The organism is Dietzia sp. JS16-p6b (assembly GCF_003052165.1).
Classification (GTDB): Bacteria; Actinomycetota; Actinomycetes; order Mycobacteriales; family Mycobacteriaceae; genus Dietzia.
Genome location: NZ_CP024869.1, coordinates 2,347,468 through 2,365,628 on the forward strand (window position 1 = coordinate 2,347,468; position 18,161 = coordinate 2,365,628).

Consider the following 18,161-nt stretch of genomic DNA (forward strand, 5'->3'; position numbering starts at 1 on the left):
CGAGTGCAGCTAACCGCCCCGCCCCCTGGCGATCAAGAGCATTCCCTACGCTGAACTAGGAATCCGCACAGCGGATTTGACGGACAAACCAATTGGTGTCAGATCCTCGTGATGTTATTACGTGCAACAACTACGACATCAAACAAGGATCCGCGTGCTCCCACGTTTAACCAATTGGGACTCGTACCGCGCATGGAACGAAGCGCTGACCCACGAGTACTTCAACGATCAGTTCGCTGGCTCACCGGTCTACGTTTACCCGGATGACACGCGTATGGCACTTGTCGCCAGGAAGCTGGGCATCAACACCGCTGACCCTGTCTCGGAGCTCGCCGGCGCCGTCCGCGCCACGCTGCGTCTGGTCGAGCCCGATCCCCTCCGCGAGCACGCCAAACTGACCGAGCAGTGGTGGCGTGCGAGACGCCGTAAGACCGCCGCTGATACCCCGACTCCTCCTCCATTCATCGCTCTACTCACGCTGTTCAGTGCGGCGGCCGAGCGCATGGGAGGCGACAAGACTATTGCGGCCAATGCCTACTACCCACACCTGTTTACGCTCCTGGGCGCGGAGAAGCGAGCAGACAAAGACAGGCTCCAGAAGTCGTTCATGGCCCACTCGGAGGAAATCTGGACAGCGCTCAACGGCTGGCTCAACTCCTATGACGGGGCTATCGGTCTCCCCACCGCCTACGCACTGGGGTACCGCTTCGTGGGTCTCCCCATCTCGCAGGCCATTATTCGAGAAGCGGACCCTATCCGCCAGACTGAGGTGAGACACCCGGGCTGGCTGGTTGAGAGGCTGGGGCGTGAGGAGAAGGAGAACCCAGCATGACTATCACTGCAACTACTGACGCGGCCCTGGAGGCCTCGCAGCCGACGCCGACGACCTCGACGCAGGAGACGGTTCAGGCCCCGCGGACCGGGCGGCCGGCCCGGCGGACGTTCACGGCCGAGTACAAGCGGCGCATCGTCGCCGAGTACGAGCAGGCCCCGTCCGGGCAGAAGGGCCGCGTGCTGCGCCGAGAGGGCCTCTACGATTCCAGCGTCAAGCAGTGGCGGGCCCAGATCGAAGCGGGAACACTGGGCACCGTGTCCAAGAGAAGGCCCCGGGCTGGCCAGTCGCCGGAGCAGGCGCGCATCGCTGAGCTGGAAAAGCAGATCAGCAAACTCGAGTCAGACGCCGCCCGGAAGGACAAGGTCATCGCCGATCGTGACGCCGCGTTGGAGGTCATGGGAAAAGGTGTCGCGTTCTTGGAAGCGCTCTCCAAGAAAAACAAGGGGTGACCAGGGCCGCCTGGCGCACCTGGCAGGCCGAAACCGCGCAGCTGCTGACCGCGCTGCTGGGTGTGGTGCGGTCCTGCGCCCTGGTCGGTAGGTCGCGGGCGACCCATCATCGCCAGGCCAATCCGAAACCGCGCCAGTATGGGCCGCACCCCAAGGCCCGCCATCCTGCCGAGCTCACCGCCGCCGAGCGCACCGCGATACTGGAAGTGCTCACCAGCGAGGCCTACGCCGATCTGTCCGTGGCCCAGGTGTGGGCCCGCGAACTCGACGCCGGCCGGTATCACTGCTCGCAGCGCACGATGCACCGGATCCTGGCGGCCGAGGCGATGAACGGCGAGCGTCGTCGGCAGGCAACCCATCCACCACGGGCGATTCCCGAACTGGTCGCAACCTCAGCAAATGATGTGTGGTCGTGGGACATCACGAAAATGCGGGGCCCGGCCAAGGGCATCTGGTACCACGCCTACGTCGTCATCGACATCTACTCCCGCTACGTCGTGGGCTGGCGCATCGAGACCGTCGAAGACGGCGAACTGGCCGCCGACCTGGTCGCCGCCGCCATCGCCGAGCAAGGCCAGGCACCGGGGTATCTCCACGCCGACGGGGGCGCGGCGATGACCTCGAAGCCGTTGGCCTCACTCCTGTGCGATCTGGATGTAACCCGGTCGCACAATCGGCCGCGGACCAGCAACGACAACCCGTACAGCGAGTCGCAGTTCAAGACCATGAAGTACACGCCGAACTACCCCGAGCGGTTCGCCAGCATCGGTGCCGCCCGGGCATGGATGAACCGATTCATCCACTGGTACAACCACCAGCACCGGCACAGCGGGATCGGACTGCACACCCCGGCCAGCGTCCACGACGGCACCGCCGAGACCATCCGCGACAGGCGCCAGCTCGTGCTCGACGCCGCCTACGCCAAACACCCCGAACGGTTCACCCGACGACCGCGCCCACCCCGACTGCCGGAAAAGGCGACCATCAACGACCCCGACGCCCGATCACCCGAAACTAGCCAAGCCCAACCGAGCACCTCACGTCTCATTTGATTTGACACGCTCCGGGACAGGAGCGCTCTTCGGTCGTTCTTCAACGAATTCGGCCTTCCCCCCGGAACCGACCTCCCTGCAGGTGACCTCAGACCTCTACTGCAGACATGGGTAGACCATCCACATTCGTCTGCGACCAGTCGACTCCGGTCGATGTGGGCCAACAAAAGCAGCCACTCGCGCCTCGCGGACGTCGTGGCTACAGAACTCTCGCAATGGGACGGCTCGGGAGCCAGCAACGCCGTCGGCGGAGCGTCGGTGGGGCGAACATCGCTATGTGTGAACGTCAATTCCTTCCCGTCCCCAAGACTGGAATCCACCGTCCTCGCGACTTTCCCCGGCGTGGAGAGCGCGGACACAATCCTTATCGAGGGCACCAAGGGCTCAGTGGAGATGGAAGCCATACAGCTCATGGGCAATCGCATCCGCCCGCGGCAACCGGTCCCTGTAGACCTGAGTTCGTTGCTCGTCGGTCTCATGACGCTTCGTATCCCAGAAGCGGAGGGTCCGAGTATTCGCCTGCCTAGGCGGATTGTCACCTTGAGACGGGACCAGCTCCTCGGATATTTCGTGGAAAGCGACCAGGTGTCACTGGGTGAGGACTACCTGCTCCTCGTGCGAAACGACCGCTCGCTGCCAGAAAAGGTGTCCGCCCTACTCGAGAACCATGCGCGCCCGGGCTGGAAAGCCATCGATCACAAGCTACGAGGGGTCCCGGATGGTTGGCTCCTGTACCGAAACGTGCAGCTGTTGTCGGCCCCGGCCACGCCAGGCCACTCGGACCTGACTCCGCTGGTCCCGCTCATCCGCACAAAGCTCACCATCGACGGCGGTTTCCGCTTCCCGGGCCGCGTCACCCGCTGGTCAACTGCGGTCCCGCCGGAGATCCGAGCGCTTGCCGACATTGAACACTTCTCAGTCGCTCTGACTTCCAAGTGGACGCTCGACGACAAGGCCGTCGAAGTTGCGTGGGTATCGGACACCGGAGTGCTTCTCGTAGATCTGAACGCCCTCAGACTCGCCGAAGGCGACTACGAGGTTCTGCTCAAGAGCGGAGGCACCGAGATACAAAGCATGCACCTTCGTCTCCGCTCTGGTGCGACCCCGGACAATGCCGCATGGCAGCGTGCTCCCCGTCTCTCCCACGACCTGGCCCAACCGATCGACGCACTGACCGCTAGGGACCACTCCGAGGCTGAAGTCGACTGGGCAGTTGACGGTGCGTGGGCTACTCCGATCAGCAACGAAGCTGAAGCTGTCTCCATCGCCAGTACCCCCTGGTGGTCGAAGGTGCGGTCGGACAAGGAGTCCGGCATGAAGCTCGTGATTCCACCGCTGGACGACAGGTCCTGTGTCTTCACCGGGCGACATCGATTTGTCATGCCACCAACCCCGGCTCGCCAGCAGACGAAACGGGAGTTGAGAAGCCAGTTCGTCATCGGGCGGTGTGAGGGTTGTGGGCTCATCCGCCGCTACCCCGGCTTCCCTCTTCAAAGGAGGGAATCTCTGTTCCCGGACTCAGGCGTTCACCGTGTCGAGAGGGCCGCGCTGCCCATCGCAACGGCAGTCTCGCTCCCCGACATCTCTTGGGATGTCGCCCTCGACGGACTAGTCCATGCCGGCGGCGGATCAGTGACTGCCCTCCGATCCATGGCCTCCCAGGTGGAAGGAACCGCTCTCTTCGTGGACAACTTCACGCGTGGACTCGAGGCGCTGGCACACATTGAAGTCGAGCGAGACGATCGGTTCGAAGTTGCGAGGTGGGAGGTCGGGCTAAAGACTTTGGCGGAGCTTCCCGACGGAAGGTACCTCGTGTGCGGAGGCTGGAACTCTGTGGAGCTACATGCTCTGGAGGCAGCAGTGAACGCTGCTGGCGGCACACTCTCTACGGAAACTAGAAATGGCCTGACAACACGGATCGTCTCCGGGCTATCCGGTCATGATCTCGACGAGATTCCGGACGTAGCCTGTGGTGAGGTCTTTCTGGCGCAGGACGCTGCGCTATCCATGGCTAAGCTCTTGCCCAGTCTCTCCGATGTAGAGGCGGCATTACCACGGATTCCTCTGCCCGAAACCAAGAGCGTCAAATGGTTCGACATCGAGCGCTCTCGGTGGCAATCGGCAAAGAACGCGGAAACGCCCGGGGCCTACCGATTGTTGTCGCGCTTCACCACGATCGATGTATTCAGAACCGAGACTGACATCGATGACCGAACTGCCGCCCGCGGATCTGTCCAATTAAACAAACACCTGGCTGCTCAAGCGGGTGGTCGTCCGCTCCTCAGCTACGACCGCGCCACCTCGACGGTGAGCGTCCCACTCGGTTGCGATCTCCCGGGTCTGTTCGGCCGTGCAGCCGTACTCTGTTCGGGTTCGCTCCCCGAAGCACAAACCGCTCGGTCTTTGCTCTCATATTGCGATGTTCCCGCGACGGTTGCCGGTGTGCTCAGCCACCGTCTCTCCACCTAGGTAGAAGGACGATCTGCGATGCACGCAAAAGACCCCTTGGACACTTATGACGGTCTCAAAGACGCGTACCTGCGGTATTATGAGACCACCTACTGGCTCCGGGAGCCGGACTTGAGGAAAGAACGTCGCGCACTCCTCGAGCGGCCCGGCAAGCTGTTCACCGAACCGCTCATCGAACCGGTTCTTCCCTATCCGTCTACCGACGAACTGCTTGAGATTGCGCAGAGTGTCGGCATCGAAGACCGCGTTGCCGACGCCGTCGGACGAGCGCTTTTCGGCGGCCTTGTCGGCCCTGACTCCCCCATCACGCTTCGCGCCCACCAGGCAGAGGCAATCCGCCATTCCTTCCGACCGGGCATTGAGCCGGGACGCAATGTCATCGTCACCTCGGGGACAGGCTCCGGAAAGACTGAGAGCTTCTTGCTTCCTCTGCTGCTACGCATCGCCACAGAAGCTAATCGGTGGCCGTCCCAGCCGCCCGCGAATCCTTGGTGGGCACAACGATCGGGCAGCAGTTGGTTGCCTCTCAGGGCGAGAGAGACTCGTCCTGCAGCAATGCGCTCCATCGTGCTGTATCCGACAAATGCCCTGGTCGAAGACCAAGTAGTGCGTCTGAGGCGCTCCACCAGAGCTCTCGCCGCGTCTTTTCCCGGTGCTCCAATCTGGTTTGGGAGATACACAGGAGTCACGCCCGGCGGGACCAGAATGCCCGACAAGAATCCTCGATTACTCCGTGAGGTCGCGGCTTCTACCCGAACCGCAGCATCTGAGATGGATGATCTGATCAACGCGGGCCTCCCTGCTGCCGATCTTGAGCAGTTCGCTGACCCCCGACAGAACGAGATGATGACCCGCTGGGACATGATCGCGTCCCCGCCGGACATCATGGTCACCAACTATTCGATGCTCAACGTGATGCTGATGCGCGAGTTCGAACAGCCAATCTTCGAGCAGACGCGGCAGTGGCTGGAAAGCGATCCGACCCGAGTCTTCACGCTCGTCGTAGATGAGCTTCACCTGTATCGCGGCACGCAAGGAAGCGAAGTCGCGATGATTCTTCGAAACTTCCTGAATCGACTGGGGTTGGCGCCGGATAGTCCGCAACTCCGCTGTATCGGCACATCCGCGTCACTCGACGCCGGTGACGGTGGCAAGACCTATCTCGAGCGATTCTTCGGCGTTGCAGGTGACTCGTTCCACGTAACTGCCGGGCGACCGACCGAACTCGAAGTGGACTCCACTGACCCTGCCACGAGAATCGCAAACGCGTGCGTCGACGAGGGCGGACGCGTCAGAGCCACCTCAAGGTCACGAATAGCGCAGCGGCTCGGTGGTGACCCTGAACTCAACCTATTACTTCAGACGATCGCATCCAGCTCGAATCCGACGACGATTCCACTACGAATCCACATGTTCGCTCGGCTCTCCAAGGGCTTGTGGGCGTGCGTAAATCCCGAGTGTTCGGGTGTGGCTGAGTTTGAGAGCGACCGTCGAATCGGACGTCTCCTCGATGTTCCCGCTACCAGTTGCCCGGACTGCGGATCCCGGGTTATGGAACTTCTTTATTGCTGGGAGTGCGGAGATGTGAGCCTCGGCGGATGGGTCGCAAGCCACATCGAAGGTTCGGTGATGCTCGGGGCGTCACCGCCCCACTACCCTTTCGAAGAGTCGACCCGCGTATCCCATCGCACGTCCGATACGTATCGTTGGTACTGGCCGGGCGCTAAACCTGTTTCCATGTCATGGGATAGGAAAGGCCCCAAGGGATTGGCAGGGGGATCAAAGTTCCACTTCATTCCTGTGGAGCTACAACCCTCCGTCGGTTTGATGGGGCCAGCGGTGGAGGCTGCTACCGGCTGGACCTTCGCATACGATTCCGGCAACAAAGCGGTACACCCAGCCCTCCCGGAGATGTGCCCGCATTGCGGCCAGAAGGGCCACAACAGGTCTGCCGAAAGATTCTGGGCTGGCGCTGTTCGATCGCCGATCCGCAATCACTCCACCGGCAACTCGCGATCGACCCAGGTGTACCTTTCGCAACTCGTCCGTGAGATGGGCGATTCGTCCAACGAATCGCGGTCGATCGTCTTCACCGACAGCCGTGACGATGCCGCACGGACCGCAGCAGGAGTCAGCCGCAACCACTACCGAGACACCGTCCGGCAGGTCATCGCACAGGTGCTCGATGAGGGTGAACCTGACCAATTGGACATCCTCAAGCGGGGTGCCGATGACATGAGCTCTCTTTCCGCCGAGGAAGCAATCGCCTTCCGGGCAGTGTCTGCGGCGCAACCCGAGATCTGGAACCTGGTCCAGAAGCAACGGTTTACCGCCCTGACGGACGATGACGTGGAAAAGCTGGCTGCGTTCGGCAGCGATGAACGCACTGAAACTACCTGGGCGCGCCTTCGGGAGCTCGTCATGCGGCGGCTGGTGGACATGGGTGTCCCACCCGGAGGCACGGGCCCCTCTATGGCGAAAACCGTGAACGGAGCTCTGTGGTTCCAAGCGTTCGAGCCACCGATCAGCGGAGCGTGGGAGCCACTGGAACCGACGCTGCAGGCTACTGCAGTTCAACGATTCAGCCAGGAGCTCGGCAAGCAGATGGCTGCTGCGGTTTTCGACCGCACCGGCCGCGATATCGAAGCATCGGGGATCGGGTTCGTCGAGGTCAGCGGTAGCCGACTGTCGTCCTCGCCCCTCTCCCCCGACACCTCGCGCGAGGTACTTCGCTCGGTGGTCAGGATTCTGGGCGGCGCCAAGCGCATCCCCTTCAGCAGCCGCGAGCCTCAGCAGGGTGTTCCTCAAGTCGTGAACGGTTACGTCAAACAGGTTGCCCACCGCCATTCGATCGACCCTGAGGACCTCCTCCAGTGGCTCACCGCCGAAGCCGAGGCAGGTTTCGCTCCGGGGTGGCTTCTGGCCGTCAGTCTTCCAGAACCCCCGTTTGAATTCGTCCCCCAGGACCAGCGCAAATGGACGTGTGCTCGGTGCGGCTTCCAACACCTGCACCCGTCGGCAGGAATATGTGCGAACCGGCGATGCAATTCGCCAGAACTCATCGAGTCGGCTCTATCCGCTTCCGACATCGATTACTACGCATGGCTGGCGACGCTTCCACCGCGCCGCCTCGCCGTTGCCGAATTGACCGGCCAGACCCGCCCGTTGGAGGAGCAGCGTCGTCGCCAGCGGCATTTCAAGGGTGTCCTTCTGCCAAGTCCACGGGAGTCCCCGATCACCCACGAGCTTGATGTCCTGGTCGCCACCACCACCATGGAGGTCGGCGTTGATATCGGCTCGCTGAAGTCGACGCTGATGGCCAACATGCCCCCTCAACGGTTCAACTACCAGCAGCGCGTGGGTCGCGCCGGTCGCGCTGGCCAACCATTCTCGTACGCCCTGACTGTCTGTAGAGGACGCAGTCATGACGATTACTATTTCAATCACCCGGAACGCATCACAGGCGACGTACCTCCTCAACCGTTCCTGGATACCAACCGGGATCGGATCTCGAGGCGCGTTGTCGCATCAGAAGTCCTCCGATTAGCCTTCAGGTCTCTTCCCAACCCTCCGAAGTGGACCACGGAGAGCCTGCATGGCACTTTCGGCACTGTCGAGCAGCTCGCGGACAACCTGCCGCGTATCCGCAAATGGCTGGGGAAGTCGCCCTCTGTCGACGCCGTGATCGAGAGGCTCACCTCCCACACCGGAATCACTGCGCAAGATCGCAGCAGCATGGAGCAGTGGGTCCGTCACGAACTCGCCGAGGAGGTCGCGGCGGTGGTTGCCGACGTCTCAGACCCCCAGACTGAGTTGAGTAAGGAACTCGCCAGCGTTGGGGTGCTTCCCATGTTTGGATTCCCCACCCGGGTACGTCCGGTGTATCGAAGGTCCGTTCGGAAGTTGACAGAACTCCAGGACGCCGTCCTAGGGCGTGTCTCCCATAGCTGAGCGGTGACCCGCGAGACCGTGGCCGTATGGGACAGACGAAGTCACGATTTCGCCAGTTCACCGACGAGCAGTGGGAGCGGATAGAGCCCCTGCTGCCCTCCAATGAAGGGCGGCAGGGGCATCCGTTTCGCGACAATCGCAAAGTCGTCGAGGGGATCATCTACCGCTACCGCGCCGGTATTCCCTGGCGGGACCTGCCCCGCGAGGAGTTCGGGGCGTGGCAGACCGTGTGGAAGCGTCACGCCCGCTACGCCCGGGACGGGACCTGGGATCGCATCCTGCACGTGATCCTGGCCGATGGCGCGTAGGGCTACTCGGTTGCGCGAGTCCACGGAGTTGGTAGCGCTGTTCTGGGGGGTCGGTTGCGGCCCCTGCTTCTGGGCGGGGCCGCAGCCGCTGGCGTTTACTCCCAGTAGCCGTCGGTGGTGCGAGCCTGGTCTTGGCGCTGTCGGCGCATATCGATCTGGCCGAGGTTGATCGTCCGCGCGTTGTTGGCCAGACGGTTGACGATGGAGTCAGCGGCGACCCGGTCGGGTAGTTCTGCGACCCAGTGGGCCGGTCCTGTCTGCGAGGCGATCATCGTCGGCAGGCGGTGTTCTCGGTTGGCCAGAATGGCGAACAGGTCGGAGGCGGCGTCGCTGTCGATGCCGACGGTGAGAAAGTCGTCGATGATCAGCAGATCGGTGTTCGACAGATCGTTGAGCAGCTTCTGGTGTGCGATCCCGTCGGCGCGGGTGATGACCAATTGCCGTGCGAGCGAGTCCATTCTGGCGTAGGTGACGGCGTGGCCGTTGTGGCAGGCGGCGATGCCGATGGCGCAGGCCAGGTACGTTTTTCCTCCTCCGGTTGGGGAGATGACCAGCAGGTTCGTGGGGTCGGCGGCCCAGTCGTGGGCGGCGTAGCGTTTCATCCGCACCGGGTTGATCCCTCGGCCCTCCCGGTAGTCGAGCTCGGCGACATTCGCCTCCGGGATCGGCAACCCGGCGGCCCGGATGAGTTTGTCGACCTTGTGTGCCCGGCGATCTTCGAGGGCATCATCCACGGCGGTGAGGAACAGTTGCTCGGGGGTCAGCTCGTCGTTGGCTTCGTCGCCGATGAGCTGCTCCAGCCGGGCGGCGACCCTGGTCACGCGCAGGGCGCGGAACTTGTCGTAGTCGATGTCGGTGAACGTCACTGCCCTGCCCCCTGACTGCCGATTTCGTAGTGGGAGGCGTCGCGGACGTAGACCTCGGGTCCGGGTTCTCGGGTCTCGGTGTGTTTGCGGGTTGAGGCTGCGGGCCTGATGGTCCTGGGCGCCTTGGCATCGGAGTCGATCGCGGCCATCAGTCGCTTGAGGGTGGTGTAGGTGGGATAGCCGCCGCGGGCCAGGAGTTCTCCGCAGGCGGCCTCGAGGCGCTGTCGGTTCTTCTTGCCGAGTCCGCCCAGGATGTTCTGGCAGTCCAGATACCCCTGGGCCTCGATCTGGTGGCGGTCCAGGATCTGCTCGATCACCTCCTGGGTGGCCGGACCGAAGCTGCGGGCGCGATCGCTGAACCAGGTCCTGGACCATAGGCCGTCGATGTCGCGGTGCTTGTCTGGCACGTGCTCGGCGAGCGTGGAGTACTGGCCCTTGCGGCCGCTCAGCCGCGGGTGCTCGCAGACGACTTCGTTGCCGTTGAACACCGTGACTCGGCTCGAGGTCAGCCGAACCCGCAGCAGCTGCCCGGCCAGCGAGTACGGCACTGAGTAATGCTGGTAGTCGGCGGTGATGTGGTAGTTGCGGGCGGCCTTGAGCTGCTTCCAGGCCACCTCCTCGAACCGGGCATCCGGCAGGGCTGTGAGCAGGTGCTGCTCCTCGGTTTCGAAGCGCTCCCACCGGGTGGAATCGTCGGCTCGCCTCAGGTCGCGGTTGACCTCGCGCACCCGCTCGTCGATCGCCTCGTTGAGCTCGGACACCGAGAACCACGTCTCGCCCTCGAGATAGCCGATGACGCGTAGGTTCACCACGTTCACCGCGGACTCTGCGGCAGCCTTATCCCTTGGTTTCTTGGCTCTAGCTGGGACGATGGCGCACTGGTAATGGTCGGCCAGCTGCTGGTAGCGGGCGTTGACGACCCGCTCTGCATCGCCCTTGTGTCGTTGGTGCGTCGAGGTGGTCGGATTGTCGGGAACCACCAGCTGGGGCACGCCCCCGAAGAAGGCGAATGCTTGGACGTGGGCGTCCAGCCAGGCCTCGGACTTCATGTCCGGATACGCCCGGCAGAACACCGCGCCCGAGTACGGCAGGACCGCCACGAACAAGTAGGCCTTGACCACTACGCCGTCGGCCCGGTCCACCACGTCGAGGGTGTCCCCGGCCCAGTCCACGTGCATCGCCCGGCCCGGCTCGTGGCGCAGGACCGCGACCAGGTCATTCGTTCGCGCCCACTCGGAGAACAGGGCGCAGTACTGCGCGTATCCGTACTTTTTCTTCCCCGTGCCGGCGGCATCGGCGTACCGACGCCACCCTTGCAGCAAGGTGAAGTGGCGACGGTGCTTGAGCGCTTGGAGTACAGATTCGAATTCCGGCCGCTCGTACTCATCCGAGACCCGCCGTCGCCCGTCGGGGAACCATCCGGCGACCTCCGCATCCGAGACGCCCTCCACTGAGGTGATGCCGTTCATTCCGATCACCTGCTTGGCCCGCGCGACGTCACGGTGCGAGCAGCCCGCCGTCTCCACGACCTCCCGGTAGCTGCGGCCCTGGAGCAACAGCGCCATAATCCTTCGGTAATCCGCCACGGATCCCGCCTCTCATGCCACGAACGACGACACCCCTTGTGCCGTCGCCCTCAGCCGAGCACACACCAACCCGCCGCTACCGGGTATCCAGAATCTTGCTACCGGGTCGATGGATCTGCGCAACCATCAGGCCCTACGCGCCAGCCGATGCCGACGCGGCCGGAAAGATCGACTGGAACGTCTCGGTCGACGCCACCATCTGCCGCGCTCATCAGCACGGCACAAATACAACGCGCCCTGAGCAGGACACAGGGGGCAGGGTCGAATCACAAGAACCGGCCCTTCCGGGACTGTGAACCAGCAGGTCACGGCATCGGTCGCTCGCGAGGAGGGCTGACCACCAAGATTCACAGTGCTGTCGATGGCCGCGGCCGACCGCTGGCGAACGTGATCACCGGTGGGCAACGAAACGACGGCGCGATGCTGGCCGAAGTCCTGGCCGACATCCACGTCCCACGCCACGGCAAGGGCCGACCCCGCACCCGCCCCGACGCGGTGATCGCAGACAAGGCCTACTCGTCCGGCACGATCCGCCGCCAGCTCCGCAGTCGCGGTATCGCCGCTGTCATCCCGGAGAAAAGCGACACCATCGCCGCTCGCGAACGCCGCGGCAGCCGCGGTGGCCGACCCCCGAAACTCGACACTGGCCTCTACAAAGACCGAAACGTCGTTGAACGTTCCTTCGCTCTGGCCAAGCAATGGCGAGCGCTGGCCACCCGCTACGACAAACTCGCGATCACCTACCGCGCCGCCGTCACCCTCTGTGCAATTCTCACCTGGCTACGCCGATTGGGAGACACGCCCTAGTTGATCGCCCTCTCGATATGGCGATCAGCGCTTTCACTCCTGGCTCCAAGATAGTGCGGGACGGCGAGGTGAGGACCGTCATCGGATTTGCCGCCTACAGCATGGCATCAGGAAAAGTGGCGCCGGCCGACCCACTCGGGCGGCCACGGCTCGTAACCCGCTGCGAAGAGTGCGGTGCCACCAATCTCGATGAGGAGCTTGCCAGTTGCGCGATCTGCGGTGAGGCCACGACAACCGTCACCATGTATGAGCCTTTGGGATGGCGGACGGACTACGCCTCCGCCACGGATTTCGATGATGACTTCGACATCTCAGAGTCGGTAGCCCCTCCCGCCGTCGGTGTGGCCGAGAACCCAACTGTCTCCTTCTCATCCGGAGCCGTTGGCGTGGACGCCTACTCCCAGGCCAAGCTGGTGACCCTCAATGACAACTCGGGCCGACTGTTCGACCTGCGTCGTCGCATGGACAAGTCCGTCGTGGTCGCGAATACAGATCTGTACGACGACGTGTTAGGGACGCCTTTCGGAAAGCAGGGTTCTGACGATCGGGTAGCGCGAGGATGAGCATCAGGTAGCGGTGGGAGGCGTCGTGTGCTCGTGTCGGTTCGACGCGTGGCAACCAGGCTGCGCGTGATTCCGAACAGGAGGCACGGTGACTGACTACCGATTGGTGATGTCGCTACTGCTGCAGAACAGGTCCTACCGGGACATCGAGGCGATCGCGGGCTGCTCGCACCGCACGATCGCCAAGGCGAAGAAGGTCTGCCGCGACCACGGGTTGACCGCCGCCGGCCAAGTCGAGGCGCTCAGCAGCGAGGAGATCGACGCCTTGTTCACCGACGGGCGCAAGACACCGTCGGAAGAGTTCGTCGCCTTCGACGTGGCCGCGACCGTGAAGAAGCGCACGGGCAAGAACAAGCTGCCGCTGCGGGTGCTGTGGGCCAACTACCTCGACACCGACGGATCGCCGGGGCAACGGCACTACAGTTATCAGCGGTTCTGCCAGATCGTCGGCGAATACGTCGAGGTCAACGAGCTGACGATGCGGATCACCCACGTTCCCGGGCACACGATGCAGGTCGACTGGGCGGGCACGAAGATGGCGATCTTCGACCCCGTCACCGGCACCAGGACCACGGTGTCGGTGTTCGTGGCCTCGCTGCCGTACTCGGGGATGGTCTTCGCCTGCGGCTGCCTGGACGAGAAGATGCCGAATTGGCTCGACGCGCATTTGCAGGCGTTCGAGTACTTCGGCGGCGCGGCGCAGGTGATCGTCCCGGACAACGCGTCAACGGCGTCGAATCAGATCACTCGTGGCGATCGGGCCCGGGAGGTCAACCGCGAGTATCGGGACTTTCTCGAGTACCACCACACCGCCGCGGTGCCGACGAGATCGGCGGCACCCCGCGACAAGGGCAACGTCGAAGCCGGAGTGAAGGTGGCGACGAACTGGGTGATCGGCCGGCTTGCCGATCGGCGCTTCGCCAGCCTGGACGACCTGAACGAGGCGATCGCCGCCGAGGTCGAGTCGATCAACGACCGGACCCCGTTTCGCGGCCAGAAGACCAGCCGCCGGGAGCTGTTCACCGAGCACGAGAAGTCGGAGCTGATCGCTTTGCCCGAGGCGCGGTGGCAGCCGGTCATCTGGAAGAAATCCAAGGTCAATCGGGATTACCACGTGGAGATCGCCACGGTGAAGTACTCGGTGCCCTACCCCTTCGCCGGCCAGCACGTCGATGTGAAGATCACCGGGCAGAGGTTGACGGTCATGGCGGGCGGGGAGGTCATCGCCTCCCACGCGGTCTCCGGTAAGCGCCACTCGTTCGTCACCGACCCTGACCACGTGCCCGCCCAGCATCTGCAGTCCTCGGACCTGTGGTCGAGGGCGTACTTCGTGCGCCAGGCCCACAAGATCGGACCGAACACCGTCGCCGCGATCAGTGAGGTCCTGGATCGCCAGCGGATCGAGGCGCAGGGCTACCGCTCGTGCCAGAACATCCTCGCCCTGGCCCGCGGCGACAACAAGATGCTGCTCGAGCGTGCCTGCGGCCAACTCGTCTCCGAGACTGCCCGCCGGGCGATCAGCTACACCGCCGTCAAGCAGCAGCTGGCAGCCCTGAGGGCCCAGGCCGCAGCCCGACCCACCACGACCGCGGCACCGCCGGCCACGACGACCCGGTTGGCACCGCCGCCAGGTCAGCGAGATACCACCGGGGCGCATCTGGCCGGACCCGAACAGTTCAGCCTCACCGCCCTCACAGGACGCCCGAGCACGAGCATCGGAACCTCGGGGCAGGAGGAGTCCCAGTGACTGATCGCCATCTCACCGACGCCGACATGCCGTTGTTCACGCAGCTGCGGATGACCGCGTTCGGACAGACCGTCATCGATCTGGCCAACGATCCCGCCTGCGACGAGTGGACCTTCTCCGAGAAGATCTTCCACGCCCTGGACAAAGAGATCACGGCCAGGCAGGAACGCCGGACCCAGAAACTACTCAAGGCCTCCAGATCGCCAAACCCTGACGCCTGCGTAGAAGAGATCCGCTACCTGCCTGACCGCAACGTCAACCGCGAGCTAATCGCACGTCTTTCCAGCTGTCAATGGATCGACGCCACTCGTAATCTCGTCGTGCTCGGCCAGTCCAGCGTGGGCAAGACCTACCTCGCCCAGGCGTTGCTCAACGCGGCGTGCCGAAAGTACTACACCGCGAGGTTCTTCCGGCTCGACGACCTGGCCAACCGGCTCGCCGTACTGGAGCCGACCTCGCAGCGCCGGCTGGACTTCCTAACCGACCTGCACAACTGCGACCTGCTCGTGCTGGACGACTTCCTGACCACCCCGGTGGCGCCGCACACCGCGGCGGAGCTGCTTAACATCCTGGCCGCCCGCGAAGGCCGCGGGTCGACTCTGGTGACCTCCCAGTTCGACCCGCCCGATTGGTACAAGTCGCTCCAAGACGCGGTCATCGCCGAGTCGATCCTTAACCGGATCGTCGCCGGCGCCGAGATCATCGCCCTCGACGGACCCAACATGCGACGACACCTCGCCGCAGCAACGCCGTAACGGTCCGGCGGTCGGACGGGCCGCTATCCGATGCCCGTCCGACCGCTACCCGATCATCAGAACCGCGCTTTCCGAAAGGCGTCCCAAACAACGACGTCGACGAGTCGAACCTCATCGGCGAACGCATCGCTCATGCTGCGATCGGTGCCATCAGAACTACGGACATCGTCACGATCTCATTCACCACGCCAAAGACCGTCGGGCGTCAGCTCCCGGCTGATGGCCGACGGATGCCGTCGGCGCAGTCGGCCTTCTTGTCCTTTGGTGAAGCAATTCGGCGGGCCTGCCATATCGAGCTGGATATCGATCCCGATGAGATCATTGCCGGTCTGCAGCCGGCCACAATCAACGGGACCCCCTCCTTTAGGATCTTCCTCGCGGACCGTCTTGAGAACGGCGCCGGATACGCCACAGAGATCGCCCAGCCTCAGCGCCTGAGTAACCTCCTCCACACTGCTCGGAATGACCTCGAGGACGCCTGGACTTCCGCGGCTCATTCTGACTGCGACAGTTCATGCCCTGACTGCCTACGCTCTTATAACAACCGGTTGCTGCACGGCAGCCTGGACTGGCGGCTCGCGCTGGACATGTTCGATCTTGCTGTTGGGAGAGACCTCGATCTTCAGCGGTGGCTAGCGCACAGCGCCTCAGCTGCCGCGAACATTGCGACTGCCGGGCAAGGAGCCTATGAAGTCGTCGACCTGGCAGGGTTGAAAGCACTCCACAATGGGTTCGAGGGCAGGATCTCCATCCTCGGACATCCCTTGTGGCGACGCGATTCCGACGGATGGAACCCTCTGCAGAAGGAGGCCTACTATGCAGCAATGCGAATGTACCCGCGCAGCCATGCCGAATTCTCGGACGTTCGCGAGGCACTGCAACGACCGTTCGGCACCATCAGTCAGCTGATCTCTGCTGACGCTCTCGGGCGAGTGCTGGCTGACCAGTAGACACCACTGACTCCTGCTGGGCGGCGTCGATGAGGGCCGGCGCCGTCCACCCGAGGAGATACCAGCCCTCGGCTCTTGCACTCCCTGACTCCCGCGCGCAGCTCGTAGTTTTCCTCGAACAGCGGACGATCCGTGGGCAGCGCCACGTCGATGCTGGTCTCCTCCAGCTCCAGCCCGAGGTCCGGCAGCTCGCCCTCGCGGACCTGCAGCGCCGAGGTCTCGATCTGGCGCACCAGGTCCAGCACCCGGCGGTTCTCCAGCCATACCTGGTCGTCGGTGAAGCGGCGCAGCTGCTCGGAGATGTTGCGGACCGTCTGCTGCGTGCGCTCCGCGGCCTCCGCCCAGCCGTGGTGCACGGTGCGCAGGCGCCGGTCCGCGCCGAGCTCGTCGATGCCGGTGAGGCGCTCGAGCAGCATGGACAGCTCCTCCTGGCCCGAGGTGGACAACAGCGGATCGTAGAACGCCTGGAAGCTGCGCCCCTGGTCGGAGGAGTCGATCATGCTGCGGCCGTGGACCAGCCTGCTTGCGGCGTTCGAGCTGGTCCAGGCGCTTGGCGGGGTCGGACTCGGTGCCCTGGGCGATCTGGCGCAGCAGGTCCACCGCGGTCTGCAGACGCGACTCGGTGCCCGCGAAGGAGGTCTCGGACAGCCCCTGCACCCAGGCGTAGGCCTTCTCCAGGGCCGGGGTGGCGTCGTAGTGGATCTCGTCGGCGCCCAGCGGGTAGAAGCGGCGCAGGAAGCCCGCCTCCGGGCCGGCCCAGTCCGCCAGGTACTCGGCGGCCGTGCGCAGGAACCGCGGGTTCTCCGGATCCTGGGCGTTGGGGGCGTAGAGCTGGTCGTCCAGCGCCGCCACCAGCTCGCCCTCGGAGCTGGCGCCCCGGCCCTCCTCCACGAAGAACCGGCCCAGGACCGTGAGCAGCAGCGGCGCGTGCGTGGCGCGCAGCATCCGCCAGGCGGGATGCCGCTCGCGCAGCGCCTCGATCTGCGCGAACTCCACGTGGGGCTCCTCGGGGTGGGCGGACTGTCGGTCGCGGCGGGTCGTGCGCCGAGGGGACAGTCTAGGAGCGGGGGTCGAGGGGCCGGCGGCGGGGCAATGGCGGGGGGCGAACCAGCTCGGTCGATCGGCACGGCCCGAGCAGCTCGGCGGCACTGGCGACCCCGCCGACGCCCACAGGCACAGCGACTTGGATACGGAGACAGTCTGCAGCTGCCGGCCCACCACCATCCCGTACCGAGCAGCGGGTTAGTCGCGCGGACTGTGGCTTTCGTCCAAGTGCGGAACCTGCTGAATGCTGATAGAAGTAGTCCGACCGCCGCAGTTTTTGCAAACACTTTGGTAGTCCCCCACGGCGAGCGTCGATGAATTCGTTGATACGGGCATTCATCTTGCTCCAACGAGAGAGCCGCCATGGCCACCGGGGGATCGAACGCGCGGTGGCCTGGTTCCGCGGCCGCGAGGTCACGGTGCCGTTGGCTTGTAGCCAATACGGGAGGGTGCGGTCATGCGCAACTGCCACGCTTATGAAGCGCCGATGCTTCAGTTTCGGGGAGTAACGCTCCGCCCCACTCTAGGCAGGGCTGGGCGCGGCCATGCACTTCTAGTCCCGGTGATTCACGGGGTCTGACCGCTGGGAAAAAGTAGACCGAAGTGATTCCTGAACAGGGAAAACTGGGACTTGTCTAAGGTTCCATGTTCTCATGCAGAAAGCACTCGGTAGGTGAAGCGTACTTCGTGGTCGTCCGGTCTATCCTTCTCCGCTGATGGTGTCGGGGTGATTTCTCACGCCGGGGCCATCGCGCCTCGCCTTCTGCTGATCGTGTCGG

Annotated in this window: 14 protein-coding genes and 1 pseudogene; 11 read left to right on the forward strand and 4 right to left on the reverse strand. The window is 63.9% G+C overall.

What is annotated here, in order from left to right:
• Positions 1-274: 274 nt before the first annotated feature.
• From CT688_RS10695 to CT688_RS10715, 6 genes are all read left to right on the forward strand, one after another.
• Positions 275-832 (forward strand): hypothetical protein, encoded by a 558-nt coding sequence (locus CT688_RS10695; protein WP_156607204.1) that lies wholly within the window; start codon positions 275-277, stop codon positions 830-832.
• Positions 829-1,284 (forward strand): transposase, encoded by a 456-nt coding sequence (locus CT688_RS10700; protein WP_095719468.1) that lies wholly within the window; start codon positions 829-831, stop codon positions 1,282-1,284. Before CT688_RS10695 ends, CT688_RS10700 begins: the two co-directional genes overlap by 4 nt.
• The gene (locus CT688_RS10705; protein WP_083249486.1) at positions 1,281-2,336 is read left to right on the forward strand and encodes an IS3 family transposase; all 1,056 of its coding nucleotides are present in this window, start codon (positions 1,281-1,283) and stop codon (positions 2,334-2,336) included. The genes CT688_RS10700 and CT688_RS10705 overlap by 4 nt, the downstream gene beginning before the upstream one ends.
• Positions 2,337-2,615: 279 nt before the next feature.
• Entirely contained in the window at positions 2,616-4,805 is a 2,190-nt protein-coding gene (locus tag CT688_RS17335) for a hypothetical protein (RefSeq protein ID WP_156607206.1), read from the forward strand.
• A gap of 18 nt (positions 4,806-4,823) precedes the next feature.
• Entirely contained in the window at positions 4,824-8,756 is a 3,933-nt protein-coding gene (locus CT688_RS10710; protein ID WP_107756882.1) for a DEAD/DEAH box helicase, read from the forward strand.
• A gap of 26 nt (positions 8,757-8,782) precedes the next feature.
• Positions 8,783-9,064: a transposase gene (locus CT688_RS10715; protein WP_197431410.1), complete on the forward strand. Its 282-nt coding sequence runs from the start codon at positions 8,783-8,785 to the stop codon at positions 9,062-9,064.
• A 95-nt stretch (positions 9,065-9,159) separates the two neighbouring features.
• Here CT688_RS10715 and CT688_RS10720 read toward each other — a convergent pair whose 3' ends face one another.
• On the reverse strand, positions 9,160-9,930 hold the full coding sequence (locus CT688_RS10720; protein ID WP_107755567.1) for an ATP-binding protein: 771 nt from the start codon (positions 9,928-9,930) through the stop codon (positions 9,160-9,162).
• Complete coding sequence (gene istA / locus CT688_RS10725; protein WP_231750298.1) at positions 9,927-11,495, reverse strand: IS21 family transposase; 1,569 nt, start codon at positions 11,493-11,495, stop codon at positions 9,927-9,929. Before istA (CT688_RS10725) ends, CT688_RS10720 begins: the two co-directional genes overlap by 4 nt.
• Before the next feature lie 168 nt (positions 11,496-11,663).
• Between istA (CT688_RS10725) and CT688_RS10730 the strand changes: the two genes are divergently transcribed.
• The 5 genes from CT688_RS10730 to CT688_RS10750 all read left to right on the forward strand — a co-directional run bounded on the left by CT688_RS10730 (position 11,664) and on the right by CT688_RS10750 (position 16,338).
• The gene (locus CT688_RS10730) at positions 11,664-12,323 is read left to right on the forward strand and encodes an IS5 family transposase (RefSeq protein ID WP_197431411.1); all 660 of its coding nucleotides are present in this window, start codon (positions 11,664-11,666) and stop codon (positions 12,321-12,323) included.
• A 68-nt stretch (positions 12,324-12,391) separates the two neighbouring features.
• The gene (locus CT688_RS10735; RefSeq protein WP_156607208.1) at positions 12,392-12,886 is read left to right on the forward strand and encodes a hypothetical protein; all 495 of its coding nucleotides are present in this window, start codon (positions 12,392-12,394) and stop codon (positions 12,884-12,886) included.
• A gap of 88 nt (positions 12,887-12,974) precedes the next feature.
• Positions 12,975-14,633, forward strand: a complete 1,659-nt coding sequence (istA, locus tag CT688_RS10740) for an IS21 family transposase (RefSeq protein WP_231750299.1) — start codon at positions 12,975-12,977, stop codon at positions 14,631-14,633.
• Entirely contained in the window at positions 14,630-15,388 is a 759-nt protein-coding gene (locus CT688_RS10745; protein WP_095719429.1) for an ATP-binding protein, read from the forward strand. The genes istA (CT688_RS10740) and CT688_RS10745 overlap by 4 nt, the downstream gene beginning before the upstream one ends.
• Before the next feature lie 230 nt (positions 15,389-15,618).
• The gene (locus CT688_RS10750) at positions 15,619-16,338 is read left to right on the forward strand and encodes a DUF1998 domain-containing protein (protein ID WP_107756884.1); all 720 of its coding nucleotides are present in this window, start codon (positions 15,619-15,621) and stop codon (positions 16,336-16,338) included.
• On the opposite strand, the gene CT688_RS17755 is transcribed toward CT688_RS10750, so the two are convergent.
• Positions 16,290-16,838 (reverse strand): DUF3375 family protein, encoded by a 549-nt coding sequence (locus CT688_RS17755; protein ID WP_231750300.1) that lies wholly within the window; start codon positions 16,836-16,838, stop codon positions 16,290-16,292. The two genes, CT688_RS10750 and CT688_RS17755, sit on opposite strands and share 49 nt — an antisense overlap.
• Before the next feature lie 76 nt (positions 16,839-16,914).
• Positions 16,915-17,562: pseudogene (locus tag CT688_RS18075) on the reverse strand (DUF3375 family protein); the annotation flags it as partial.
• Between the last annotated feature and the right edge of the window lie 599 nt (positions 17,563-18,161).

What these genes read in the sequence shown, in the direction of transcription:
- CT688_RS10695 (WP_156607204.1), top strand. Translation starts at nt 275, where the DNA reads ATGGCACTTGTCGCCAGGAAGCTGGGCATCAACACCGCTGACCCTGTC.
- CT688_RS10750 (WP_107756884.1), top strand. Translation starts at nt 15,619, where the DNA reads ATGCCGTCGGCGCAGTCGGCCTTCTTGTCCTTTGGTGAAGCAATTCGG.
- CT688_RS10730 (WP_197431411.1), top strand. Translation starts at nt 11,664, where the DNA reads ATGCCGACGCGGCCGGAAAGATCGACTGGAACGTCTCGGTCGACGCCA.
- CT688_RS10700 (WP_095719468.1), top strand. Translation starts at nt 829, where the DNA reads ATGACTATCACTGCAACTACTGACGCGGCCCTGGAGGCCTCGCAGCCG.
- CT688_RS10710 (WP_107756882.1), top strand. Translation starts at nt 4,824, where the DNA reads ATGCACGCAAAAGACCCCTTGGACACTTATGACGGTCTCAAAGACGCG.
- istA (WP_231750298.1), bottom strand. Translation starts at nt 11,495, where the DNA reads ATGGCGCTGTTGCTCCAGGGCCGCAGCTACCGGGAGGTCGTGGAGACG.
- CT688_RS17755 (WP_231750300.1), bottom strand. Translation starts at nt 16,838, where the DNA reads ATGATCGACTCCTCCGACCAGGGGCGCAGCTTCCAGGCGTTCTACGAT.
- CT688_RS10715 (WP_197431410.1), top strand. Translation starts at nt 8,783, where the DNA reads ATGGGACAGACGAAGTCACGATTTCGCCAGTTCACCGACGAGCAGTGG.